Here is a 23,389-nt window from a genome sequence, read left to right on the forward strand (position 1 = left end):
ACTATGCGCCATCGTAAGAGTGGAGTCAAGCTGGGTCGTACCGGCAGTCATCGTAAGGCAATGTTTCAGAACATGACCAACTCATTATTTGAGCATGAACTGATCAAAACAACTTTACCAAAAGCAAAAGAATTGCGCCGTGTTGCTGAGCCATTAATCACTTTGGCTAAAGAAGACAGCGTTGCTAATCGCCGTTTGGCATTTAGCCGTATGCGTAGCAAAACTATGGTAGGTAAATTATTTGGCACGTTAGGTCCTCGTTACCAAACTCGTCCAGGTGGTTATTTGCGTATCGTAAAATGCGGTTACCGTGATGGTGACAATGCGCCAATGGCTTATGTAGAATTGGTTGATCGTGACTAATTTTATACGCTCATTGTATAATAAAAAAAGCTCCAATAATTTGGAGCTTTTTTTATGCCTTTTATTTATAAAAGCTATTATTTATGGCACTAGTGAGCTGACATCAGCCGCGCCTTGTCTGATGATTTCAGGCTGATTGCTGGTCATATCAACGATGGTGGTCAATTTTGTGGTTTTAATACCCGCATTAATAAGACCATCTATTTGATTACCGAGTAGCTCTTCAATTTCAAAGGGATCGTCCAATATGCCATCGCGGTGCGGCAATATGAGTGAACTGGTTAATATAGGCTCGTCCATCGCTGCTAGCAATGCTTGCGCGATGGGGTTACTTGGCACGCGAATACCAATGGTTTTTTTCTTAGGATGCGCCAACTTCTTAGGTACATCTTTGGTGGCGTTTAAGATAAAGGTAATCGGTGCCGGTGTATGGGCTTTTAGCTGTTTAAATTGCACATTGTCTACCGTGGCATAGTTGGCAATTTCACTTAAATCGCGACATAACAAGGTAAATTGATGCTTATCATCAAGCTCACGGATATGTTTTAATTTTTCTAGCGCGTCTTTAGCGCCTAAGCGGCAGCCAAACGCATAACTGGTATCGGTAGGATAGATAACTAATTGATCATTACGTAATAAATCCGCTGCTTGTTCGATAAGCCGCGGTTGTGGGTTGTCCGGATGAATGTAAAATACTTGCATGATTTTTCCTTATTTTTTAATTATAGAGTGCTTCGTAGGTAGTTTTTAAAAAATGAAATTTTTTTGTTTTTTAGCATATCTCTCTGACAGCATCAAAAGATGGAACTACTATTCAATCAGTATAACGCAAAGTAAATATAAGTTTATTAGCAAGGCGTTACGGTGGGTAGGGAAACGTTAACACTATAGTTGTGGACCGCTTTCGACAGGAAATACATATATAGAGCGCAGTTTTTCATCGCTAATTAGCAGTACAAATCGTTAATAATGCTTGCAATAATATTTTGGCATCACGTGGTATGACGTGAGGTTCAGCGATATATGCTTTGGCCTGCTGATAGACGTCCTGCGCAAAGGTGCTGGTACTGGTATCAAAGGTGGCAAACAGATTGTCTTGCGAGACTTGAAAAGGACGTCTGCACGCTAAAGTAAATAAACACTCTAACGCTTGGGGCTTGATTTCTACACGCTCAAACGCTTGTTGTTGAGCCTCTGTGCGCCCATCGGGAGCATACCAGTAGCCAAAGTCAGAGAGCTGTCTACGACGCTCACCTGCAATAAAAAAATGGCTTAGCTCATGCAATGCGCTTTGAAAGAAACCATGGGCAAATTCAATACGTGCTGGCTGATTGTCTTTGGCAGGAAAGTACTCTGGTTCGCCAGCGCCACGTACTAGGATAACGTGCTGGTGGGCAAATAACGTATTAAAGAGACTTATCAGCCAATCGGTCGCTGTTTTTTCATTCTCATCAACAGTGTTGATATTTTCAGCATGGATAATTTTCTGCCATTGTTCTGACAGTGCGTTTAACTGCATCTTTGAAATAGCGCTCAAAGACTCAGGTGGCTTTTTGGTTTCTAAAGTATTTAAACGATGTAGCAAGCGTTTTGCGTCAGAAACAGAAAGCAAAACAGAAAAGTCAGGATCCACAGCAGGCGATATCATATGAATATATTAACCAAATAAAAAGGTAGAGCGCGTGATTTGCAACGCGAGCAAGCCAAGGTAAATGCAAACTTAATACGAAAGCACTTACCAAAAATCTTAACATACTAGCCCTAGCGCTCATCAGCGCTTTCCGTTAGTATGGCAGGCAATATTATACACCGTTTTTGATGAATGAGGCCGCGCATGTCAAGCACTCCAATAAACAAGCCGTCAGCGCTTCAGGCTGACAAAACAGCAGCTACGATGTCGAGCAACTTGCCAGAGGATATCTCTTTAAGCAAATGGGAAGACAGTGGCTTTGAATGGTCAGGGCAAGTTGCGCCGCGTTCGTTTGAGCGCCTAAATGCCATCTTGTCAACTGAGCACGAGCAATCAAACCTTGAGCTTAAAGCCAATCTATATCGCCATAATAATGTGTTGCATTTGTCTTTTACTTTCACAGGTGAGATATGGTTGACTTGTCAGCGTTGTTTGCAACCGATTGCTATTGATTTGACTGATGACTATGATATTGCATTATTAGATAACGAAAGCCAAGTGCGTTTGGTCGGTGAAGAGCAGGATTACTTGCTGCTCGATGAAATTATCACTGAGCCTGCGCCTGAGCGTTTATTGCCGTTTAAAAAATTGATCGAAGATGAAATTTTGCTAAAAGCGCCTATGGCACCAAAGCACGATGATTGCGAGATGAGCGTTGAGCAGTTTGGTGACATTCCAGAAGAAGAGGAAAATGAGAATCCTTTTGCAGCGTTAGCATCGTTAAAGGGCAAGTTATAGCCGCGTAACTGGCAGTATAACGTCGATAAATCATTACTTTCTACCTTTTATCAGCTTTTTGCCCAAGAGTGAAAAGCAAGGCTTTATTAATTGGCGAAACATGCGTATAATGTCCCGTTTATTGCATTCTAGCAACCTGCCGCTGGCAGAGAGAAGCTGGCTTCGCAAACGAACTATAGATTTTAGACGTAGTCAGCACTTTAATACGTGTGGCAATCTATTTAACTAATGATGCGTAAGACTTAGGTTGTTGTGATTATATAGCCTCTGTCGGTATCGATTAAAGCTGAATTTCAAGCTTAACCCTTTTAAGTATAGGAGCTATATCATGGCTGTTCAAAAAAGTCGTAAAAGTCGTTCTCGTCGTGACATGCGCCGTTCACATCATCGTATGGAAGTGGCTGAATTAAGCATCGACGCTACTACTGGTGAAAAACATCGTCGTCATCACATGACTAAAGATGGTTTCTATCGTGGTCGCCAGCTTTTCAAAGTTAGTCAAGACGCTTAATTTATTTGCGCGCTGATGGTTGATGCAAAATGCTGGTAGTTCTAATGACTATCGATGATTTTACACAGTTGTTATGGTGCAAGCAGTTTAAGCAAATAAGAGCCAAGTTATCTCGCTATCATATATTATGAAGTCAGATATCTTGGCTTTTTGTTATCTATTTTTTATCAAGTAGTGATTATAGAGATATTACATTTTAAGCGTTCAGTCTTTGATAGCTATGCTTATTGTCTGCGTCAGTGTATAGTTTAATAGCAGTCAGCTGTCTTAAAGGAATAATGATAGCGGTGCTTTGTACAGCGAATCTTTTTATTAGTCTCTAATTCTATAATAAACCCCATTCATTTAGGGGTATTTCCAATTAAATAAGGAATATTGGTTATGGCCTCTGTACCCGATATGGTAAAAAAACAACCCACCCGTATAGCTGTGCTATTCCCTGGACAAGGTTCACAAGTGGTCGGTATGCTGAGCGAGCTTGCTGAAACCTATCCTGAAATTCGTGATACCTTTACCGAAGCCAGTACAGCGCTTGGTGAAGACTTATGGGTAATTTGTCAGGACGAAGACAAACTGAACCAAACCCAATATACTCAGCCGGCTTTATTGACTGCTAGTATCGCTATTTGGCGCATCTTACAACAAAAAATAGAAGATAAGCCTTGTTACCTAGCGGGCCATTCCTTGGGTGAATATAGCGCCTTATGTGCTGCTGGCGTAATATCCTTAGCTGATGCGGTCAAACTGGTGCATAAACGCGGTCAATTGATGCAAGAGGCGGTGGCAGGGGTCGATACAGCGATGGCAGCGGTACTGGGTCTTGAAGACCACCGCGTCGAAAACTTATGCGAACAAGCGACCGAGCACGTTGATGATGCCATTGTTGGCGCCGCAAACTTTAATAGTCCAGGTCAAGTGGTGGTTTCAGGTAACGCCGCTGGTGTCAATGCCGTGATTGATAAAGTTCAAAATACCGGTAAAAAAGCCATCCCATTAAAGGTTAGTGTGCCGTCGCATTGTGCGCTTATGGAGCCTGCGACTAGCGCTTTGGCGCAAGAGTTGGCAGCCATTCAATTTGATCAAGCGGCCATTCCAGTGATTCAAAACCGCCATGCGCGCGTTGAAAGCAATGCAGTCGCTATCAAGCAAGCATTGACCGAGCAGCTCAGTGAACCAGTCTTATGGTCAAAAACCATGCAGGAATTGGCCGACAAGCAAATTAATATTTTAATCGAATGTGGCAGTGGTAATGTTTTAAGTAATTTGGCCAAGCGTCAAGCACATCCTATTGTGAGTTATCCTACCGACAAGCCTGCCCGTTTAGATAAGTTGATGGAGGTATTATCATGAGCCGTACGATTACATTAGTGACAGGCGCAAGCCGCGGTATCGGTAAAGCCGTTGCCAAACGTTTTGCCAAAGAAGGACACTTTGTCATTGGCACCGCGACCACCGAAAAAGGCGCAGCACTTATCGAAGAATACTTAAACGATAGTGGCGGTATCGGGCGCGTGCTAGACGTGCGCGATACGGCGCAGATTGATAAGTTATTTGAAGAAATCGAAAGTGTTTACGGTGCCGTACAAGTGCTGGTTAATAATGCCGGTATTACTCAAGATGGTTTATTGATGCGTATGAAAGATGAAGATTGGGACAATGTTGTCGATACCAATCTGACTTCGGTTTATCGTATGAGTAAGCGGGCAGTACGCGGAATGATGAAAGCGCGTCGTGGTCGTATCATCAATATTACTTCTGTGGTTGCACAAATGGGCAATGCGGGTCAATCTAACTATGCGGCCACTAAAGCCGGCGTCGAAGGCTTTAGCCGAACGCTAGCGCGCGAAATCGGCTCACGCCAAGTGACGATTAACTGTGTGGCACCGGGTCTTATTGAAACCGATATGACCGATGAGCTTGACGAGCGCCTACTTAACTCAATGCTTGATGCGGTTCCAATCAGCCGTCTTGGTCAGCCAGAAGATATTGCCGCCGCCGTATTTTTCTTAGCAGGTGATGAAGCCAGCTATATTACTGGCGCGGTTATTCCTGTCAATGGCGGTATGTACATGTAGGGTTAGAAGTTATTATTCTAATTTAGCGTTATTTATTATTATAACGGTGCGTTACATAGTTATAATAAAAAACTCTGTGAACGAGTGTAAACTATAATAAAGGGTGCTATAATAGCGGATACTTTTTTGTCAAAGCCCTGTATGATAGCTAGGTTTTAGCAGACATTAGTCAAAACGTATAATTGGTTATCTGTCTTCCAGACAGCCGTGATAATTTGACCAGCCCATTTTATATATACTGCCATAGCGCTTTATCATAAGACTATGGCAATTTGTCGAAATAATAGATCAAAAAGGAGAAATCTACATGAGTAATGATACCGAGCTAAGAGTTAAATCTGCGGTAGCGGAACAATTAGGTATGAACGTTGAAGATATCAATAATGATGCTTCATTCATGGAAGACTTAGGCGCTGATTCATTAGACCTAGTTGAATTGGTTATGTCATTCGAAAGCGATTTCGGCATCACTATTCCTGATGAAGATTCAGCAGAATTAACGACTGTTCAAAAAGCCATTGATTACGTACAAGCGCAATTGTAATTAATTATTCGCTTAATAAGTGTGCTATGACCGTTTATCTTTATTGATAAGCGGTTTTTTTTAACGCTATTTTTTAGAGGTAGTGATTATTTCTCTGTTTTACTGCTTATATTTGCTCAATTCACTGCCATATTTGAATGGTAGCTATTAATGATAAAGTTACATAAGCTACGCCAAATCAACATTACTCAACATACTATTACTAGAGACGGTATTTGCCATTGTCTATACTAAGAATGGTAAGCAGTAATAAGGTGATATTTGTTATATCGATTAAAACCACTGTTTAGAGATAAAAGTTATGTTCATATGTAGGCGATGCGAGAGTGACAAACGTTAAATACATTGCCTATTAAAACAATAATGATAAATAATAGATAACAATATTTTAAGGAGCAATTTTATGGGTATGTTCAGTTTCGCAAAAGACATCGGTGAAAAGATTTTTAACCGTGACGATGCCAAGCATGACGCTAAAGCAGAAACCAAAGCGGATGCTAATACTCCAGTTCAAAGCACAGAGCCTTCTGCTCAGTCAGTTGCCAATATTTTACTACGCCGTATTCAGCAGCAAAATCTGAATATCAGTAATCTAAAAGTGAAATATAACGGTTCTACAGATACTGCAGAAATCAGTGGTAAGGCCAAAACCCAAGCGGATCGCGAAAAAGCTATTATCGCTATCGGTAACGTGCAAAACGTCGCTAAAGTTATTGATAATATCGATATTGAAGAAGATGCGCCTGAATCTACCATGTACACAGTAAAATCTGGCGATAGCTTATCTAAAATTGCCAAGGAAGTGTATGGTTCAACGGGTGATTATATGAAAATATTTGAAGCCAACAAACCAATGCTTTCTGATCCCGATAAGATTTATCCAGGTCAAGTTCTACGTATTCCTAAGCCGTAATAGGCTGTTAAGTGCTTAAAGCTAAGCGTTTAAATATAAGTATTTAAACATAAGCGCTTAAACACAGATATTTAAAGTTATGTGCTAATAAAAATGCCTCTTAATATAATTAGAGGCATTTTTTTGGTCTTTATTTTCCATAGCATTTACGGTTTTAAATTTTCTAGTTTTTCCTGTTGTTCTTTAATTGCCCAATGGATATGATCGTCTAGCATGGCATTATGAACGCCTAATTTTGCTTGCAGCTGAGTAATTATTTCCGTACTACCATCTGCATTGCCAAGACCAATCGCGATATTGCGTAAAAAATTCACGTAACCGGTGCGTCTAAGCGGACTACCTTCGGTTTTTTTCATAAACTCCGCTTCTTGCCATTGCCATAGCTCAAGCAAACTGCTGTTATTAAGATTATGCCTTGGGGCAAAATCTTCTACTGGCGTGATATTGGCGTAGCGATTCCACGGACAAATAAGCTGACAGTCATCACAGCCAAAGATGCGATTACCGATGGCACGGCGATATTTGCTGTCAATAATGCCGTCGTGTTCGATGGTAAGGTAAGAGATACAAGCAGAGGCTTTAAGCTCATAGGGCGCAATAATTGCTTGCGTAGGGCAGACGTCAATACAGGCGCTACAACTGCCGCAATGCTCCTTGACCGGTTTGTCATCAGGCAGCTCAAGACTCATAAATAGCTCGCCTAATACAAAAAACGAGCCAGCTTGCTTGTTTATGAGCAGGGTATGTTTGCCCGTCCAGCCAAGACCGGACGCATCGGCAATAGGACGCTCAAAGATAGGCGCAGAATCGCTAAAGGGGCGAAAAATAAAATCCTGCTCTGAGCCAATATTAAGATGCTGCCATTCAGGTAGCATGGCTTCAATTTTTAATGCCAATTGCTTTAAGCGACTGCGCATGGTCTTATGATAATCACGCCCCCTAGCATAACGGGCGATGATACCTTGATTGGGATAAGCGTTATCAGTGACTGCGCGCGGCGTGGGAGTTTGGGTTAAATAATCCATGCGCACGCTGATGATGGTTTTCGCGCCTTCTACCAATTGCTCAGGTTGGGCCCGCAGATGATGGTTATGATGCATAAACTGCAATTGCCCCTCATACCCTTTTGCCAGCCATTGCTTTAGATGTTCTGTTTGCTCGATAAATAAAGGATGATGCACCGATAAAAAACCACAGTCAGCAAATCCTAGGCCTTGCGCTTGGGTTTTAATCCATTGTTTGACGTCTGCCGGTGTAGCAAATTCTGACGCATTATGAACGGCAATTCTTGCTTGCTCTGCATGATTAGGCGCAGATGTCTGCGCTGCTAAATTGTGAGCATCTGAGGTCTGTGCGCCTGACTGTGTTGATTGAAGGTGGGTAGGTTGGGCTTTGGTATTCATAATGCGCTATAAATGATAATGTGAATAGCAGTATGATAAGCCAGTGAGCGACGAGCGCAAGTAGCAAAACCAATAAATCTGTATTTATACCAAGCTGTAAGCTCTCGTAAAATTTGATAGAGCTGATACCACCCATACATTATCTTATGATTAAAATAATAAAACCAGCCAATAAAAATAAGCGAGGATGAACCATGCCAGTAGCAACCGATGTATCCACAAAAACGACCATACCAGTAGCGTTGTATAGTAGTCAGCAGATTTATGCTATGGAGCAGGCATGGTTTGGCGCAGGTCATGATAGTTTTGGATTAATGCAGCAGGCTGCATGGCAGATGGCACATTATATTGTGGTGCTTTATGAGCAAAAAATGCTTAATTCTTATTCCTCAGCACTTACTAACACTGATAATCGCAATAATTGTTCGCCTCGAGTAAGTATTTGGGTCGGAAAGGGTAATAATGGCGGTGATGGTTGGTTGATTGCTTATTATTTGCAGCAAATAGGCTGGCAAGTACAAATCATCACGGTTGGCTTTGATAAACAAGTTTTTGCGATAGCTGAGACAACGCAGTCATCTAACAAAGAAGCTTCTTTATCTGATGCCAACCAAGCTCTACAAATAGCGCTGTCTGCTAACTGTGATTATTTACGCTTTGAAGACATCAGTTCTGATGACAAGCAAAACGTAAGTGAGCAGCTACAAGCCGACGTCTACGTCGATGCGTTATTTGGTATAGGTTTAGATCGCGCGCCTGATGGTATTTATAAACAGGCAATTAATAGTCTTAACGATGCTGCGCAGTACAACGGCGCTTTGGTTATTGCGGTTGATGTGCCCAGTGGCTTGGTTGCTTCTACTGGGCAAGTATTCGACCAAGTAGCTGTAAACGCTGATGCGACATTATGTTTGATTGCGCGCAAATTTGGTTTGCATACTAACGATGGTATGGATTATAGCGGACAAGTTATTGACATTCCGCTCATACCTTATCAAATGGCTAGTAAAGAATTTAAGCCAATTGCCAAGCTACTGACAGCAGCTTATCCATTAAATCCACGCCGTCAAAACAGTTATAAAGGCAGTTACGGGCATGTATTGGTGATTGGCGGTAATCGCGTTGATAGCTCGCAGGGCATGGGCGGTGCTGCTATCCTCTCGGCTTCAAGTACGATGGCGACTGGTGCGGGTAAAATTACCGTCGCCTGTCATGAAGCATTTCATGGAGCGCTATTAACTTCATTGCCTGATGCGATGACCATCAATTTACACGATACAGATGGCGTAAAAAACCTCATCCAAGAAGCCAGTGTTATTGCTATCGGCATGGGACTTGGCCGTGATGACAAAGCAAAAGCGTTGTTTATAAATTATATCCAAACGGCGATAGAAAACAGCAAACCAATAGTGATTGATGCGGATGGTTTATACCATTTGGCAACATTGCAGGCAGAGCAGTATAAACTGGTTACACAGCTAAAAGCGTATAGTAGCGAACATCAAGTTTGCCTAACACCGCATAGTGGTGAAGCGGCAAGATTGTTGAATAAAGAGGTCAATGAAGTAGAAGAGGATAGGCTAGCCATGATAAAACGGTGCGCCAAAATCTATGGCGGCGATTGGGTGCTAAAAGGTGCAGGGTCGTTAGTGCTAGAGCAAAAGGCTGAGGAAAGACAGATTTACGTTTGTGGCGTCGGTAATGCCGGGATGGCAAGCGCTGGCATGGGCGATGTGTTATCAGGCGTCATTGCAGGTCTGCTAGCGCAAAAGGATTTGACCGAAGAAGCGCGTAGTTTGCACCAAGCGGTTCTGCTTCACGGTCTGGCAGGCGACTGCTTAGCGGGGCAGGCAGAAAATTTAGAAAGTCTTAGCCATACTCATAATTGTCGCTCATTATTGATCGGCCAACGAGGCTTGCAAGCACAGGATATGCCCGTTGCTATCCGCCATATTATGCACCTGATAACTGACTGAATCATCAGTTATCAGTATCAATGACTAACGTTGAATAGAGCAGTGATGGTATTATTCAAAGGTATATAAAGACCGAGTTTAGGTACCATTACAATATTGATTGATGGCTTGCTGTACACGCTCGCGTTTTAGCTCAATTTCACGGCCATCTAAATATTGACGTTTACCATTGGCATCCATCTCGTAGATACGCCCACCAACATTTAGGTTGGTTAAATTATTGCGTAATGACTGGCAACGCTGAGCATTCGCCTGTGCTTCTTGTTCTTTAATGCGCGCCTCTAGCTGAGCCACGCGCTGTTCTTCAGCACTTTGCGGAGCCGCTTGATTGGCTTCGGTTTTCCCTGCCAATTGTCCGGCGTTACTTTGTCTGCCGTCACTACGAAACTCTATCACTTCAATATTTCTACCGTTTTGCGGGGCGTGTTGGCTGTACTTCACCTCGCCATGCGCGCCGATAGATTTATAAACCTGAATGGCATGACTGGCATTGATTGGCAGCATGAGCATACACGCCGTGCTGATACTTAGAAGCAGTTTGGTAGCGGTGTTCACACGAAACGCAGATGCCATGGTAACAATTGCCATAATGACAATCCTCTTAATAGGTAAGAAACGGACGTATTTATCAGATAAGGATAATATTTAATCGTCTTGATAACAATATAAATACACTAGCGTTTGATTTTAGCAAATAATACTTATAAATGTACATTATTTAATAACTAATAGTTAGGCATAGGGTTTAGAAGTTTTTCTTGACAAAGGTGCCCAAACCATCGAATATAATAGCAGTTGATTGGTCAGTGAGCGGCTTTTATAAAATTGCCGTGGCACTTGAAAATAAGGACTACGGGTTGCTTATCAGTAGCTTGCTCAGTTTTATTTTCTTTGTGACAATGATATGGAATAAAATGCCATTATCCTAATGCGTATTCAAAGCTATATTTATTGTCTGCGGACTTATCTGTCTACAATGACTAAGATAAACTTATTATTACTGTGGTTCGTAAGATTTGGCTGTAATAAAAAATAGGGCGCAATGTGTAGTTTTAACAACAACTCATTAAATAAGTTATAAGATTTAGCGATCCTATAGCGTGTCAATATTATTGAGAGTCGTTTTATATCCTGCCTCTATTTATTTATCACTGTCGTAACTTGGTATTCTCAAAATAATAAGCCTCTTTTATAGGTGCATTCGCATCTTGTCACTGTCTGTCGATAAAATCCTGCCACAAAGCTGACCCTACATATATTGCTGTGTTTGAGGGCCATGCTGTTCTATATAACAGTGTTACTTGAATATAGTAGGCACACATTCTTGATATGGATAAGAATCCCAAGTCTTCTTTATAAGACCAATAACCTTGTAAAAACGGTGTTTTCTTTTATAAATGAGCGACCATTCTTACCACAAAAAAAGGTGATGACAGTGACGCAAACCACGCAAAGTCCGAATATGACTGGACATACCCAAACGGGTAATGCCGCCAAAAATTTTGAAGAAAAGCAACAACGCCTTGCAGAAGGTAGCGAGCAGCCTGTGATGTTGTCTGGCGCTGAGATGTTGGTGCAGGCACTGACCGACGAAGGGGTCAAATATATTTTTGGCTATCCAGGCGGCGCCGTTCTACATATCTATGATGCCTTGTTTCAACAAGAAAATATTGAGCATATTTTAGTGCGTCATGAACAAGCAGCCGGCCACATGGCAGATGCTTATTCACGCGTGACCGGTCAGACAGGTGTGGTGCTCGCGACCTCAGGTCCAGGTGCGACCAATACCGTGACGGCAATCGCCACCGCGTTTATGGATTCTGTGCCGATGGTGGTTATTTCAGGTCAGGTACCTAGTAGCCTAATCGGTGAAGATGCCTTCCAAGAAACCGATATGGTCGGTGTATCACGTCCTATCGTCAAGCATAGCTTCCAAGTGCGCCATGCTAGCGAAATCCCTATGATTGTCAAAAAAGCCTTTCATATCGCTCAGTCTGGACGTCCAGGCCCAGTAGTCATTGACGTACCAAAAGATATGACAGCGCCAAGTGAAAAATTTGCCTACGCTTATCCAAAAGATGTGTTTATCCGCTCGTATCAGCCCTCACTAAAAGGTCATAGCGGTCAAATTAAAAAGGCCGTTGAAACTTTATTGTCAGCACAGCGTCCTGTTATTTATGCAGGCGGCGGGGTCATTTGGAGTAAAGCCAGTAAAGAGTTGACTGAGCTTGCTCATCGCTTAAACTTACCAGTTACCAATACCTTAATGGGTTTGGGTACTTTCCCAGGTTCTGATAGTCAGTTCTTAGGCATGCTTGGGATGCATGGCACCTATGAAGCCAATATGAGTATGCATCACGCTGATGTCATCTTGGCAATCGGTGCACGTTTTGATGACCGCGTGACCAATAATGTCAAAAAATTCTGTCCGAATGCCACGATTATTCATATCGATATTGATCCGGCATCCATTTCAAAAACCATTAATGCCCATATTCCAATCGTTGGCGATGTTAAAGCGGTTTTGACCGATATGTTAGAGATCATCGGTGATGATAAAGAGCTTGAGCAACATGCCTTGTTAGATTGGTGGTCACAAATTAATGAATGGCGTACGCGTCATGGTCTACGCTATGACACCAATACCGATAATGGTATTAAGCCCCAAGCGGTGGTGCAAGCTTTGGATAAAGTAACCAATAGTAACGCCATTATCACCAGTGACGTTGGTCAGCATCAGATGTTTGCCGCGCTTTATTATACTTATAATGAGCCCGGTCAATGGTTGAATTCCGGCGGATTGGGCACCATGGGTGTGGGCTTACCTTATGCCATGGCGGCAAAACTTGCCAATCCTGAGCGCGACGTGGTGTGTATTACTGGTGAAGGCTCTATTCAGATGAATATTCAAGAGTTATCAACCTGCTTACAATACAACTTGCCAGTCAAAATTTTGAACCTAAACAATGCACAGTTGGGTATGGTTAAACAATGGCAAGACATGCTGTATGAAGGCCGTCATGCGCAGTCTTATATGAACTCACTACCAGACTTTGTCAAATTGGCTGAAAGCTATGGTCACGTCGGTATTAAGATCACCGATCCTGCGACTATGGAGGCACAATTGGCTGAAGCTATGGCTATGACTGATAAATTGGTATTTATCGACGTTTATGTCGATCGTAATGAGCATGTTTATCCGATGCAAGTCGCTGGGCAAGCGATGCGTGATATGTGGTTAACAAAAGGGGAGCGTACCTAATGCAACAACAACATCTGATTTCGGTATTGATGGAAAACGAAGCGGGTTCGTTGTCGCGGTTAGTCGGCTTGTTCTCCCAACGCGGCTATAACATCGAGACGCTAAATGTCGCCCCTACGGATGATCCAAGTATCTCACGTCTGACGGTCACCACCATTACCTCGCCTGAAAGAATTGAGCAAATCACCAAGCAATTGCATAAATTGATTGAAGTGGTTAAAGTGCTCAATCTAACAGACAATGTGCACGTCGAGCGCGAGCTGATGCTCATTAAAGTACGAGCGTCGGGCGGTGTACGTGAAGAGATTAAACGCAGTGCTGATATTTTTCGCGCTCAAATCGTTGATGTCAATTCTAACCTCTACACCATTCAAATCGTTGGTGATAAAGCCAAGCTTGACGGCTTTATCGATGTGATTGGTCGCGAGCGCATTATGGAAGTGGTGCGTTCGGGTGTCATTGGTATTGCACGCGGCGAAAAAACCCTAAGCTTATAATTTTATAATCGTTATTAAAAATCTTAATTTATTATCAACAGCGCGCTCATTTTAGCCAATACTTTAGAGTTTCGGTTAGAGCAGAAGCGCTTATTATCCATGGCCAGCCATGTTTTAGGAAAAGGACTCTATTTATGAACGTTTATTATGACAAAGACTGTGACCTATCAATCATCCAAGGCAAAAAAGTTGCCATTATTGGTTACGGTTCACAAGGCCATGCACACGCGTTGAATTTACAAGACTCAGACGTCGATGTCACCGTTGGTCTACGTGCCAATTCTAGCTCATGGAAAAAAGCGGAAAATGCGGGCCTTAAAGTTGCTGAAGTAGAAGAAGCGGTAAAAGCGGCTGACGTCGTGATGATTTTGACCCCTGATGAGTTCCAAAAACAGCTTTATAGCGATGTGATTGAACCAAACATCAAAGAAGGTGCCACCCTTGCTTTCGCTCATGGTTTTGCGATCCATTACAACCAAGTAGAGCCACGTAGCGACCTTGACGTTATTATGGTGGCGCCTAAGGCACCAGGTCATACCGTACGTTCAGAATTTACCAAAGGTGGCGGTATCCCAGATTTAATCGCTATCTATCAAGATGCGTCTGGTCAAGCTAAGCAGTTAGCCTTGTCTTATGCTGCTGGTGTTGGTGGTGGTCGTTCAGGCATCATCGAAACGACCTTTAAAGATGAAACCGAAACCGACCTATTTGGTGAGCAAGCGGTACTTTGTGGCGGCGCGGTTGAGCTGGTAAAAATGGGCTTTGAAACCCTAACTGAAGCCGGCTATGCTCCTGAAATGGCTTACTTTGAGTGCTTACATGAGCTAAAGCTTATCGTTGACCTCATGTATGAAGGCGGTATCGCTGATATGAACTATTCAATCAGCAACAACGCTGAGTACGGCGAATACGTGACTGGTCCAGAAGTGATCAACGAACAGTCACGTGAAGCGATGCGTAATGCGCTAAAACGCATCCAATCTGGTGAATACGCAAAAATGTTCATCAGTGAAGGCGCAACCAACTATCCTTCAATGACTGCCCGTCGTCGTAACAACGCTGAGCACCAAATCGAAGTGACTGGTGCGAAATTGCGCGGCATGATGCCTTGGATTGGTGGCAATAAAATCATCGATAAAGACAAAAACTAATTTATTAGTGAATGGTTAAGCAATTAAGCAATAATCAAATCTCTATCATTTTAGTTATCTAAAAATCAAAACCCATGTTATCACTCGATAGCATGGGTTTTTTAATGGCTAGCAATTCAATAATCTAGAGAAAGTTGCCACCGTAATCACTTGTTAGTGGTTGAAAACTCTTTATTACTGCCTCATATAAGCAGACTTGCTTATTTTATTTAAAAAAATACTAAAACCAAACGCTAAAGAATGATCTGAGCGCTTGATTTTTTATTCTTATTCTTTCTTGATTACAGGTTGTCTGTTGTGCAAATACCAAGTCCTAACTGGCTAACGCCGCAATTTATCTACATTACTCTGAGCGCTGTGGTAGCAGTATTGATTTGGATAGAAGGCGAGATGCTCAAGCGCAACCAAGGTAAGCTGCCGCAATCTAAGTTCTTTCGCATCAGCTCTTTACTTGATACCGCTTGGTTCTTTGTCTCTACTCTGGCGTTGTACGTCATTGATTTGGCGCCGTTGGCCATTGCCGTGCCAGTCGCTTATAGCATCTATACCATCTACGGCTGGATATATGGTACGCGTCTGCTCAAGCGCAAAGGCATACCAGACTCACCGAAGGATTTGGTGGTGCCAGCTAAATATATTGCCTATAGCCAATCCTTTTCTTTGATATTTTTTGCCTTGTGTCTACTGGTTTTATTATCGCCCTGGTTACCGCTACCTGCATAACAATGTTTTAGCGTTTAGATGGTATTTTTGGTTGTTGTGCTATTAAGAGTATCGTAAATTAATTTTTTTAGCTTAGATACTATAAAATAACCATTAAAATCAATTATTTAAATAATAAATATTTATTTAATGATAAAGCTGACAGAAGGCCGCGGTTTTTTACAAAAAAAAATAATTTAACCTGTTGCAGTTTAGAAAAGCTGCTATAATCAGCTTGTACTCATAGGATTTTAGGCAAGAGCTTGAGGTTATCTTCTAGATAAATCAAGGGTTTAAGCCGATGCGCTTAGCAAAAAACACTTGAGTATATATCAATTAATCGGTGATGACACACGTCTCGCCAACAGTTAAAGAGTTAGGAAAATTTATGTCAGAGAAAGTTGAAGGCACTGTAAAGTGGTTTAATGAAGCTAAAGGTTTTGGTTTTATCGCTCAAGACAATGGCGGACAAGACGTATTCGCTCACTACAGCGCTATCCAAGGTAACGGTTTCAAAACTCTAGCCGAAGGCCAAAAAGTGTCTTTCATCTTAGGTGATGGCAAGAAAGGCCCACAAGCTGAGCAAATCGAAGCTATCTAATCTTAGTGATTATTGAGTAAACTGATTTATTAGCCAACTTGATACCATAAAGATGATCGATAAGTATTGATTCCTTTGTTTGTTAAAACAATAAAAATACTGTTTAGACTTTAAAAAAAAGCAACCATTCATCAGGTTGCTTTTTTTATGATATTTTTTTAAGAAAATGACTTAAATTCTGTAAGTTTGGACAAAGCGTGATTATTTATTTTTGACAATAACGCTGTTATCTTAATAGAGGATTAGTTTAAAAAAGTTTTTAGGCATTAATACCAAATAAAAAAGGCGAGTGTATGCAGTGGGAAAAATGGTTTGCGATTGAATGGCAGCAAATAGTTGGCATTTCACTATCGGCGCTTGGATTATACTTGGGACTCATTTTGTTTACGCGGTTGATGGGGTTACGCAGTTTTTCCAAGCTTTCAAGCTATGATTTTGCCATGACTGTTGCTATCGGTAGCATACTGGCGTCAACCATCTTATCTGACAGTCCATCTTTGTCACAAGGCTTAGTCGCCGTTGCGGTATTGTTTCTTATTCAAGGTACCATCTCTGTCATCAGGCGTAAGTCTAAACCTCTAAAATCACTGATTGATAATCAAGCAATTATCTTAATGGCGCACGGAGAGTATTTTTGCGATAATTTAAAAGAAGCCAATCTGACCAAAAATGACGTGCAAGAAGTATTGCGTAAGAACGGATTGAAATCAAAAAGCGAAGTATTCGCTGTTATTATGGAAACGACTGGCGATATGAGTGTCATTAAGCAGGATAGTACCGCGCCTGACTGGTCGTTGTTTGACGACATTCGTGACAGCCATTTGCTAATTAATTCTAACAATAAACTTGATAACCCGCCTAGACAATAAAAAGTCGGAAGATGAAATCATAGTAAAGTAGGCAGTAATTACAAAGCTGCCTCTGTTATAAAGGACGGTCGAGTTAGCGTATTCGAGCAAATTAACTCTCTATTTAGGCTCTTATAGACAGTTTTTGCAACAATGGTGACAAATTTATGACGCATTATTCACGGCGTTGTCTTGACCTTAGTCCTGAGCTCACGCAAGATAGACGGGTCTGATAATAACGGTTGGCTTAGCTTTAGCAGGATTTAATCGTTTACTGATATACTTTTGTTATTGGTAAATACTTAGATGAGTAAATACCGATAATAAATCACGACTAGCGAATAATAAATATGATGCCGCGATATCTTGGGTGAGCGGCTTATACATATTTATGTTTAAATCTATGCTAATGTGGTAAAAACCTTTAGTAGTATTTTGAACGACAATTTGCACCATAGTTTGAAAAAAATGAACCTTTGGTTCTTAATTGGTAATTTTTAATTCATAACATTAATAAACGAGGAACGTATGAAAGCATTAGTAGCGGTCAAGCGTGTCATTGATTACAACGTAAAAGTTCGTGTAAAAGCTGATAATTCGGGCGTAGATTTATCTAACACTAAAATGTCAATCAACCCCTTTGATGAAATTGCTGTTGAAGAAGCCGTTCGTCTAAAAGAAGCGGGCGTGATTGATGAAGTCATCGTCGCCTCAATCGGTCCAAAAGAATCACAAGAGCAAATTCGTGCAGCTTTAGCCTTGGGTGCTGACCGTGGGATTTTGGTCATATCTGACGAAAAACCTTATCCATTACAAGTTGCTAAAATCCTTAAGAATATCGCTGAAACTGAGTCTACGGATATTATCTTATTGGGCAAACAAGCCATCGATGACGACAACAACCAAACCGGTCAGATGTTAGCAGCATTGATGGGTATCGGTCAGGGTACTTTTGCGTCAGAAGTAAAAGTTGAAGGCAGCAAAGTCAACGTCACGCGTGAAATCGACGGTGGTCTGCAAACCCTAGCACTTGAGCTACCAGCGGTTATCACCACTGACTTACGCTTAAATGAGCCACGTTATGCAAAATTGCCTAACATCATGAAAGCGAAGAAAAAACCACTTGATGAAAAAACGCCTGCTGATTTCGGTGTCGATATGACTTCTAAGCAAGAAATTATCAAAGTCGTGCCACCTTCTGAGCGTAAAGCTGGTATCAAGGTAGGTTCAGTTGACGAGTTGGTCGATAAGCTAAAAAATGAAGCAAAAGTTATCTAAGGCGTGAGTCTTTTAATATTTTGCTACGGCATATCTTGTGCAAAATGATGTTATCTAAAAGGTTTCATATTTAAGCTGATTTGATAAATCGTTTTGTACACAAACAACCGCATGAATAGATGATACGAATAAATAAAGGATAAAAACAATGGCAATTTTGGTATATGCAGAACATGACAATGCCAGTCTAAAAAAGGCAACTTTGAACACGATCGCTGCTGCTAAGCAAATAGGCGATGACGTCCATGTATTGGTCGCTGGTAGCGGCGCGCAGGCAGCAGCTGATGCAGCCGCTAAAGCTGAAGGCGTGACTAAAGTACTATTAGCCGATAACGCCGCTTATGAACATCAATTGGCAGGCAATATCGCCCTATTGATTGCTGACATCGCTAGTGATTATAGCCATATCATCGCTGCTGCTACCACTACTGGCAAAAACTTTATGCCACGTGTCGCCGCTTTACTTGACGTGAGCATGTTGTCAGAAATCTCTGCGGTCGTAGACGCAAACACCTTTGAGCGTCCTATCTATGCAGGTAACGCCACGGCAACAGTTAAGACCTCAGAAGATAAAGTGGTTTTAACAGTCCGTACCACTGCTTTTGATCCTGTGGCAAGCGAAGGCGGTTCAGCGTCTGTTGAGACACTCGATAATGTTCAAGATTTGGGTAAATCAAGCTTCGTCAATGAAGAGATGGCAAAATCTGACCGTCCTGAATTGACTTCTGCAAGCATCGTGGTTTCTGGTGGTCGTGCATTAGCGAATGGTGAAAACTTCACTAAATATATCGAGCCGCTAGCGGATAAGCTTGGCGCTGCGGTTGGCGCATCACGGGCTGCTGTTGATGCAGGCTATGTACCAAACGATATGCAAGTTGGTCAAACAGGTAAAATCGTTGCACCAGACCTTTATATCGCAGCGGGTATCTCAGGCGCGATTCAGCATTTAGCAGGTATGAAAGATTCTAAAGTCATCGTTGCTATCAACAATGATCCAGAATCACCAATCGCGAGCGTTGCTGATTACTTCTTAGAAGCCGATTTGTTTGAGGCATTGCCTGAGCTGACTAGCAAGATTTAATTGTTACCTCTTGCATAAGTAATGAAGCAAAAAAGACCCGCTATTTTTATAGCGGGTTTTTCGTGTTTTCTCTAAATGATTCTAAGCATAACTTCTCTGACGCAATGTCTCATACAAGCATAATGAGCCTGCAATGGCGACATTCAGGCTTTCTTGCCCGTTAGGCTGCGGCAAGGCGATAGGGGTGGCACACTGCATTAGCTCGTCGCAAACACCTTGGCCTTCATGCCCCATAATCCAAGCGATTGGCTTTCTTAAGTCATGTTGATAAATGACCGTATCGGTATGTGAGCTGGTGGCAAATAGCGGCGTTTGTACGAAATCTAAAATATCTTGCACACTTAACCTCTCGTAAATGCTGAGGGCAAACTGCGCGCCCATACCTGCTCTGAGCGTCTTTGGTGACCATGCTTGCGCTGTTGCACTGGTACAAAGTATGTTTTTAATGCCAACCGCCGCCGCCGTACGCAGTAGCGTACCGACATTGCCGCTGTCCTGGACATCATTAAGAATCAAGCAGTCATCATTGATGGGTTTAAGGCTAGGCGCTGGAATGTTAATCAGCGCCATGATATCGATGCCAGTCCCTAAGCTACGAATACCTTCGTACAGGCTATCTGCTAAAGTCAAAATAGGCGTATAAGTCGGTAGGCGCGTCAAAAGCTGCTGAACTTCAGAATGCTGGTGCGCCGATTCAGACAGTAATATCTGCACAAATGGGTAATCGCTACGCAGAGCGGCATCGATAAGGTGCACGCCTTCAATGACGGTTTGCCCTTGTTTCTTACGCTGGCGCGCTTGCGTCAATAGCCCTTTGATAAGTTTGACAGTCGTATTTTTATCTGAGGTAATCAGCTCGGTGGGATTTGCTACCATAATAGATCGCTTAAAATATAAAGAGTTTGAATCATCAGCGTAAAGTCGATTGTTTATATCGCTGTACGCTGTGTATTATCAAATTGGGTGCAAATGATTTATTTATCAGCATGTTTTAAATGTAGATTTTTAACGTAATCAACCTCGTTTTTACTGCCAAGTACCACAGGGACACGTTGGTGAATATCCGTTGGTTCTATATCCAAGATACGCTGCACCGCGTCGGTAGCAGCGCCGCTCGCTCGCTCAATCAATAAGCTCATCGGATTGGCTTCATACATCAAGCGTAACTTGCCGGCTTTATTGGCATCTTTGGTGTCAAATGGATAGGTGAATAAACCGCCACGACATAAAATTCGATGCACATCGCCGACCATCGCCGCCACCCAACGCGTGTTAAAGTCACGGCCGCGTACGCCAGTCTTGCCAGCGATGAGCTCGTCGATATATTGCTGCATAGGCGCTTGCCAGTAGCGATAGTTTGAAGCGTTGATAGCGTATTCACTAGTATCCGCATCAATCTGAACATCCTCTTCTATCAGCACATAGTCATTGCTATCAGGGTCTAGGCTAAACATCACGACATTATCAGCGATGGTTAATGCCAGTACCGTAGAGGTGCCATATAGCAAATAACCGGCGGCTAGCTGTTGATTACCCGCTTGTAAAAAATCGCTATTTGCACTGATTTGACCTTGGCGTTGGTACGGTAGGATAGAGAAGATGGTACCGACGGCCATATTAATATCGATATTTGATGAGCCATCAAGCGGATCGAACAATACCAATAAACTACCATCAGCGTTGGCAGGGGTAGCATCGTCGAGCTCTTCTGAGGCAACACCTGCACAATGCGCGTTGTTTGCCAACGCCTCTAATAATAAATCGTTAGCTAAGACGTCGAGTTTTTTCTGCTCTTCACCTTGGACATTTTGATTACCTGCTTCGCCTAAGATATCTGCTAACGCCCCTTTTCTTAATAACTGCGAGATGGTTTTACCAACATTAGTCACAGTGGTAATTACGTCATTAAGTGCCGGGTTACTGGCATCAGCATTTAGATAATTTGCTAAGGTTGTCATAAGGTTTCCTGATAAAGACGGTTAAAATAGATAGTATTAAAATAAGTACTTTTAAAAATAAGACCAATGAGAATAAAAATTAAATAGAAGTTTGAGAGACGGTTAGATCACCTTTAATTTGCCTAAATTTGGCAAATTTTTAAATACCCAGCAAGGCGTCTTTGTCCTGACCACAAAATCAGCTACACTAGCGCTATGATTATTTATTTATGGTGTTAATAAGTGGCTTTTGATAAGGTTTGCTATATGTCTAGAGCCATTGCTCACTAAGACGCCAAAAGCTATCTTTTAAGGTTGTTTGTCATTGCGCTAAATTGTAGCAAATAAGCGCCAAAATGTCCTTGTCTGTGTGCTTAACGAGCGTAAAACGCCTAAATAATGATAATCACCTCATATCACCTAACAATAAAGATGTGCCATTATGTCAAATTCTATCGATAGTCGCTCAACACCAACCGTTTCGCCGACTGATTATGCCAAGTTTGATCCTGAGACTATTCATCAAAAGCTCAACGCCTCGCTCAGTCGTCCGCAGCTCAATAACGATGGCAGTATTCGCCATTTCTTAGGGGTAGAGGGTTTAAGTAAAGCGCAACTGCAGGCAATTATTGCCAAAGCAGAGACATTTTTTGATGATAATGGGCAACTGATTAACCGCCCTGAGCTTGAAGGCTATACGGTGATGAATTTGTTTTTTGAGCCGTCAACGCGCACGCGTACAACCTTTGAAGTCGCCGAAAAGCGTCTTGGTGCCAATGTGCTCAATATCGATATTGAGCGCTCCAGTACCAAAAAAGGCGAGAGCTTGCGCGACACCTTATGGAATCTACAAGCGATGACGGCGGATATCTTTGTGGTACGGCATTCAGCGTCAGGCGCGGCGCATTTTATGGCAACCGAAGTGACGCCAGATATTGCTATTATCAACGGCGGTGATGGCTGGCATGCTCATCCGACGCAAGGTATGCTCGATATGCTGACCATTCACCGTGAAGCACCGCGCCCGTTTGAAGAATTGTCTGTGGCCATCGTCGGTGATATTAAGCATTCGCGGGTCGCACGCTCAGATATCAGTGCGCTGCAAACCTTGGGAGTTAAAGATATTCGTGTTTGTGCGCCGCGTACCTTATTACCCAAAGGTATTGAGCGTTTTGGCGTGCAAGTTTATGAAGATATGAACGAATGCGTCACCGACTGTGATGTCATTATGGGATTAAGAATACAAAATGAGCGTATCGGCTCGCCGCTGCTGGCGTCGTCGAGTGAGTATTATAAACACTATGGTATTACGCCTGAACGCCTAGCACTGGCTAAACCCGATGCGTTGGTGATGCATCCTGGGCCGATGAATCGCGGGGTTGAGATTGCCTCAAGCGTTGCCGATGGTGACCAGTCTGTTATTTTAAAGCAAGTAAATAATGGCATTGCGATTCGCATGGCAGTGTTATCGCTAGCTATGGAAGGTCAGCGCGCGCATCAAGCGGCGAGTCAATAATCCTCTGCTGCCCTATTTTAATTATCAAAAAGCGCCGTAAAACCATGTCCCTTCTAGGGCGTGGATATCAGGCGTCAGCTATTGTCGCTCAGCCTTAAAACAGACTTGTCAACCAAACTCATTGAGGTCATAATCACTCTATGAAAACGCTCAAGTTGCGCATCAAAGACAAACATGCCAATCAGCTAAATAAACTGGCTGGTGCAGTTAACTTTGTGTGGAACTATGTAAATGACTTGAGTTTTAAACATCTTCAACGCACCAATCATTTCTTTTCAGCTTATGATATTGCGGCTTATGTAA

General features: G+C 42.4%; 23 protein-coding genes and 1 pseudogene. 18 read left to right on the top strand and 6 right to left on the bottom strand.

Annotated elements, in window-relative coordinates:
• The first annotated feature begins 3 nt into the window (after positions 1-3).
• Complete coding sequence (gene rplQ / locus JFC07_RS05090; protein WP_068408443.1) at positions 4-363, top strand: 50S ribosomal protein L17; 360 nt, start codon at positions 4-6, stop codon at positions 361-363.
• 81 nt (positions 364-444) lie between these two features.
• On the opposite strand, the gene JFC07_RS05095 is transcribed toward rplQ, so the two are convergent.
• Together JFC07_RS05095 and JFC07_RS05100 are read right to left on the bottom strand one after the other, a co-directional pair.
• Complete coding sequence (locus tag JFC07_RS05095; RefSeq protein WP_198328465.1) at positions 445-1,065, bottom strand: L-threonylcarbamoyladenylate synthase; 621 nt, start codon at positions 1,063-1,065, stop codon at positions 445-447.
• Between the two features lie 241 nt (positions 1,066-1,306).
• Positions 1,307-2,011: an elongation factor P hydroxylase gene (locus JFC07_RS05100; RefSeq protein WP_191691533.1), complete on the bottom strand. Its 705-nt coding sequence runs from the start codon at positions 2,009-2,011 to the stop codon at positions 1,307-1,309.
• A 186-nt stretch (positions 2,012-2,197) separates the two neighbouring features.
• Between JFC07_RS05100 and JFC07_RS05105 the strand changes: the two genes are divergently transcribed.
• The 6 genes from JFC07_RS05105 (at position 2,198) to lysM (ending at position 6,834) form a co-directional block, all read left to right on the top strand.
• Positions 2,198-2,791 (top strand): YceD family protein, encoded by a 594-nt coding sequence (locus tag JFC07_RS05105; RefSeq protein WP_198328467.1) that lies wholly within the window; start codon positions 2,198-2,200, stop codon positions 2,789-2,791.
• Between the two features lie 328 nt (positions 2,792-3,119).
• Complete coding sequence (gene rpmF / locus JFC07_RS05110) at positions 3,120-3,302, top strand: 50S ribosomal protein L32 (protein ID WP_068408434.1); 183 nt, start codon at positions 3,120-3,122, stop codon at positions 3,300-3,302.
• A gap of 381 nt (positions 3,303-3,683) precedes the next feature.
• Positions 3,684-4,652, top strand: coding sequence for an ACP S-malonyltransferase (gene fabD / locus JFC07_RS05115; protein WP_144297875.1), 969 nt, complete (start codon positions 3,684-3,686; stop codon positions 4,650-4,652).
• Positions 4,643-5,377, top strand: a complete 735-nt coding sequence (fabG, locus tag JFC07_RS05120) for a 3-oxoacyl-ACP reductase FabG (RefSeq protein ID WP_223808606.1) — start codon at positions 4,643-4,645, stop codon at positions 5,375-5,377. Before fabD ends, fabG begins: the two co-directional genes overlap by 10 nt.
• A 307-nt stretch (positions 5,378-5,684) precedes the next feature.
• Entirely contained in the window at positions 5,685-5,921 is a 237-nt protein-coding gene (gene acpP, locus JFC07_RS05125) for an acyl carrier protein (RefSeq protein ID WP_068034635.1), read from the top strand.
• 403 nt (positions 5,922-6,324) lie between these two features.
• Positions 6,325-6,834 carry a peptidoglycan-binding protein LysM gene (gene lysM, locus JFC07_RS05130; RefSeq protein WP_144297874.1) on the top strand — a complete coding sequence of 170 codons (510 nt, stop codon included), beginning with the start codon at positions 6,325-6,327 and terminating at the stop codon, positions 6,832-6,834.
• A gap of 146 nt (positions 6,835-6,980) precedes the next feature.
• Here the strand turns inward: lysM and queG are convergent, their stop codons facing one another.
• The gene (queG, locus tag JFC07_RS05135; protein ID WP_198328475.1) at positions 6,981-8,237 is read right to left on the bottom strand and encodes a tRNA epoxyqueuosine(34) reductase QueG; all 1,257 of its coding nucleotides are present in this window, start codon (positions 8,235-8,237) and stop codon (positions 6,981-6,983) included.
• 194 nt (positions 8,238-8,431) lie between these two features.
• Between queG and JFC07_RS05140 the strand changes: the two genes are divergently transcribed.
• On the top strand, positions 8,432-10,213 hold the full coding sequence (locus JFC07_RS05140) for an NAD(P)H-hydrate dehydratase (RefSeq protein ID WP_198328477.1): 1,782 nt from the start codon (positions 8,432-8,434) through the stop codon (positions 10,211-10,213).
• A 78-nt stretch (positions 10,214-10,291) separates the two neighbouring features.
• On the opposite strand, the gene JFC07_RS05145 is transcribed toward JFC07_RS05140, so the two are convergent.
• Complete coding sequence (locus JFC07_RS05145; protein WP_223808605.1) at positions 10,292-10,801, bottom strand: DUF4124 domain-containing protein; 510 nt, start codon at positions 10,799-10,801, stop codon at positions 10,292-10,294.
• 841 nt (positions 10,802-11,642) lie between these two features.
• On the opposite strand from JFC07_RS05145, the gene JFC07_RS05150 reads away from it, so the two are divergent.
• The 8 genes from JFC07_RS05150 to JFC07_RS05185 all read left to right on the top strand — a co-directional run bounded on the left by JFC07_RS05150 (position 11,643) and on the right by JFC07_RS05185 (position 19,633).
• Positions 11,643-13,475: an acetolactate synthase 3 large subunit gene (locus JFC07_RS05150; protein ID WP_180952479.1), complete on the top strand. Its 1,833-nt coding sequence runs from the start codon at positions 11,643-11,645 to the stop codon at positions 13,473-13,475.
• Complete coding sequence (gene ilvN, locus JFC07_RS05155) at positions 13,475-13,972, top strand: acetolactate synthase small subunit (RefSeq protein WP_068408422.1); 498 nt, start codon at positions 13,475-13,477, stop codon at positions 13,970-13,972. The genes JFC07_RS05150 and ilvN overlap by 1 nt, the downstream gene beginning before the upstream one ends.
• A 134-nt stretch (positions 13,973-14,106) precedes the next feature.
• Complete coding sequence (gene ilvC / locus JFC07_RS05160) at positions 14,107-15,123, top strand: ketol-acid reductoisomerase (RefSeq protein WP_068408420.1); 1,017 nt, start codon at positions 14,107-14,109, stop codon at positions 15,121-15,123.
• A gap of 297 nt (positions 15,124-15,420) precedes the next feature.
• Positions 15,421-15,846: a hypothetical protein gene (locus JFC07_RS05165; protein ID WP_068408418.1), complete on the top strand. Its 426-nt coding sequence runs from the start codon at positions 15,421-15,423 to the stop codon at positions 15,844-15,846.
• Between the two features lie 367 nt (positions 15,847-16,213).
• A complete protein-coding gene (locus tag JFC07_RS05170) occupies positions 16,214-16,426 on the top strand; it encodes a cold-shock protein (protein ID WP_068408416.1) in 213 nt (70 codons plus the stop codon).
• Positions 16,427-16,719: 293 nt separating this feature from the next.
• The gene (locus tag JFC07_RS05175; protein ID WP_198328478.1) at positions 16,720-17,295 is read left to right on the top strand and encodes a DUF421 domain-containing protein; all 576 of its coding nucleotides are present in this window, start codon (positions 16,720-16,722) and stop codon (positions 17,293-17,295) included.
• Between the two features lie 507 nt (positions 17,296-17,802).
• Positions 17,803-18,552 carry an electron transfer flavoprotein subunit beta/FixA family protein gene (locus JFC07_RS05180; RefSeq protein ID WP_198328480.1) on the top strand — a complete coding sequence of 250 codons (750 nt, stop codon included), beginning with the start codon at positions 17,803-17,805 and terminating at the stop codon, positions 18,550-18,552.
• Between the two features lie 148 nt (positions 18,553-18,700).
• Positions 18,701-19,633, top strand: coding sequence for an electron transfer flavoprotein subunit alpha/FixB family protein (locus tag JFC07_RS05185; RefSeq protein ID WP_191691519.1), 933 nt, complete (start codon positions 18,701-18,703; stop codon positions 19,631-19,633).
• An 81-nt stretch (positions 19,634-19,714) separates the two neighbouring features.
• Here JFC07_RS05185 and JFC07_RS05190 read toward each other — a convergent pair whose 3' ends face one another.
• Both JFC07_RS05190 and JFC07_RS05195 read right to left on the bottom strand, forming a co-directional pair.
• Complete coding sequence (locus JFC07_RS05190; RefSeq protein WP_198328482.1) at positions 19,715-20,509, bottom strand: TrmH family RNA methyltransferase; 795 nt, start codon at positions 20,507-20,509, stop codon at positions 19,715-19,717.
• A gap of 98 nt (positions 20,510-20,607) precedes the next feature.
• Entirely contained in the window at positions 20,608-21,591 is a 984-nt protein-coding gene (locus tag JFC07_RS05195; protein WP_198328483.1) for a class 1 fructose-bisphosphatase, read from the bottom strand.
• 421 nt (positions 21,592-22,012) lie between these two features.
• Here JFC07_RS05195 and JFC07_RS05200 point away from each other — a divergent pair, with 421 nt between their 5' ends.
• Together JFC07_RS05200 and JFC07_RS13160 are read left to right on the top strand one after the other, a co-directional pair.
• Positions 22,013-23,086: an aspartate carbamoyltransferase catalytic subunit gene (locus tag JFC07_RS05200; protein ID WP_102076262.1), complete on the top strand. Its 1,074-nt coding sequence runs from the start codon at positions 22,013-22,015 to the stop codon at positions 23,084-23,086.
• 140 nt (positions 23,087-23,226) lie between these two features.
• A pseudogene (locus JFC07_RS13160) lies at positions 23,227-23,389 on the top strand (RNA-guided endonuclease InsQ/TnpB family protein); the annotation flags it as partial.

The organism is Psychrobacter faecalis (assembly GCF_016107575.1).
Taxonomy (GTDB): Bacteria; Pseudomonadota; Gammaproteobacteria; order Pseudomonadales; family Moraxellaceae; genus Psychrobacter; species Psychrobacter faecalis.

Coding starts and splice junctions, on each gene's coding strand:
- rplQ (WP_068408443.1), top strand. CDS start 4: ATGCGCCATCGTAAGAGTGGAGTCAAGCTGGGTCGTACCGGCAGTCAT.
- JFC07_RS05095 (WP_198328465.1), bottom strand. CDS start 1,065: ATGCAAGTATTTTACATTCATCCGGACAACCCACAACCGCGGCTTATC.
- JFC07_RS05100 (WP_191691533.1), bottom strand. CDS start 2,011: ATGATATCGCCTGCTGTGGATCCTGACTTTTCTGTTTTGCTTTCTGTT.
- JFC07_RS05105 (WP_198328467.1), top strand. CDS start 2,198: ATGTCAAGCACTCCAATAAACAAGCCGTCAGCGCTTCAGGCTGACAAA.
- rpmF (WP_068408434.1), top strand. CDS start 3,120: ATGGCTGTTCAAAAAAGTCGTAAAAGTCGTTCTCGTCGTGACATGCGC.
- fabD (WP_144297875.1), top strand. CDS start 3,684: ATGGCCTCTGTACCCGATATGGTAAAAAAACAACCCACCCGTATAGCT.
- acpP (WP_068034635.1), top strand. CDS start 5,685: ATGAGTAATGATACCGAGCTAAGAGTTAAATCTGCGGTAGCGGAACAA.
- lysM (WP_144297874.1), top strand. CDS start 6,325: ATGGGTATGTTCAGTTTCGCAAAAGACATCGGTGAAAAGATTTTTAAC.
- queG (WP_198328475.1), bottom strand. CDS start 8,237: ATGAATACCAAAGCCCAACCTACCCACCTTCAATCAACACAGTCAGGC.
- JFC07_RS05140 (WP_198328477.1), top strand. CDS start 8,432: ATGCCAGTAGCAACCGATGTATCCACAAAAACGACCATACCAGTAGCG.
- JFC07_RS05145 (WP_223808605.1), bottom strand. CDS start 10,801: ATGGCAATTGTTACCATGGCATCTGCGTTTCGTGTGAACACCGCTACC.
- JFC07_RS05150 (WP_180952479.1), top strand. CDS start 11,643: ATGACAGTGACGCAAACCACGCAAAGTCCGAATATGACTGGACATACC.
- ilvN (WP_068408422.1), top strand. CDS start 13,475: ATGCAACAACAACATCTGATTTCGGTATTGATGGAAAACGAAGCGGGT.
- ilvC (WP_068408420.1), top strand. CDS start 14,107: ATGAACGTTTATTATGACAAAGACTGTGACCTATCAATCATCCAAGGC.
- JFC07_RS05170 (WP_068408416.1), top strand. CDS start 16,214: ATGTCAGAGAAAGTTGAAGGCACTGTAAAGTGGTTTAATGAAGCTAAA.
- JFC07_RS05175 (WP_198328478.1), top strand. CDS start 16,720: ATGCAGTGGGAAAAATGGTTTGCGATTGAATGGCAGCAAATAGTTGGC.
- JFC07_RS05180 (WP_198328480.1), top strand. CDS start 17,803: ATGAAAGCATTAGTAGCGGTCAAGCGTGTCATTGATTACAACGTAAAA.
- JFC07_RS05185 (WP_191691519.1), top strand. CDS start 18,701: ATGGCAATTTTGGTATATGCAGAACATGACAATGCCAGTCTAAAAAAG.
- JFC07_RS05190 (WP_198328482.1), bottom strand. CDS start 20,509: ATGGTAGCAAATCCCACCGAGCTGATTACCTCAGATAAAAATACGACT.
- JFC07_RS05195 (WP_198328483.1), bottom strand. CDS start 21,591: ATGACAACCTTAGCAAATTATCTAAATGCTGATGCCAGTAACCCGGCA.
- JFC07_RS05200 (WP_102076262.1), top strand. CDS start 22,013: ATGTCAAATTCTATCGATAGTCGCTCAACACCAACCGTTTCGCCGACT.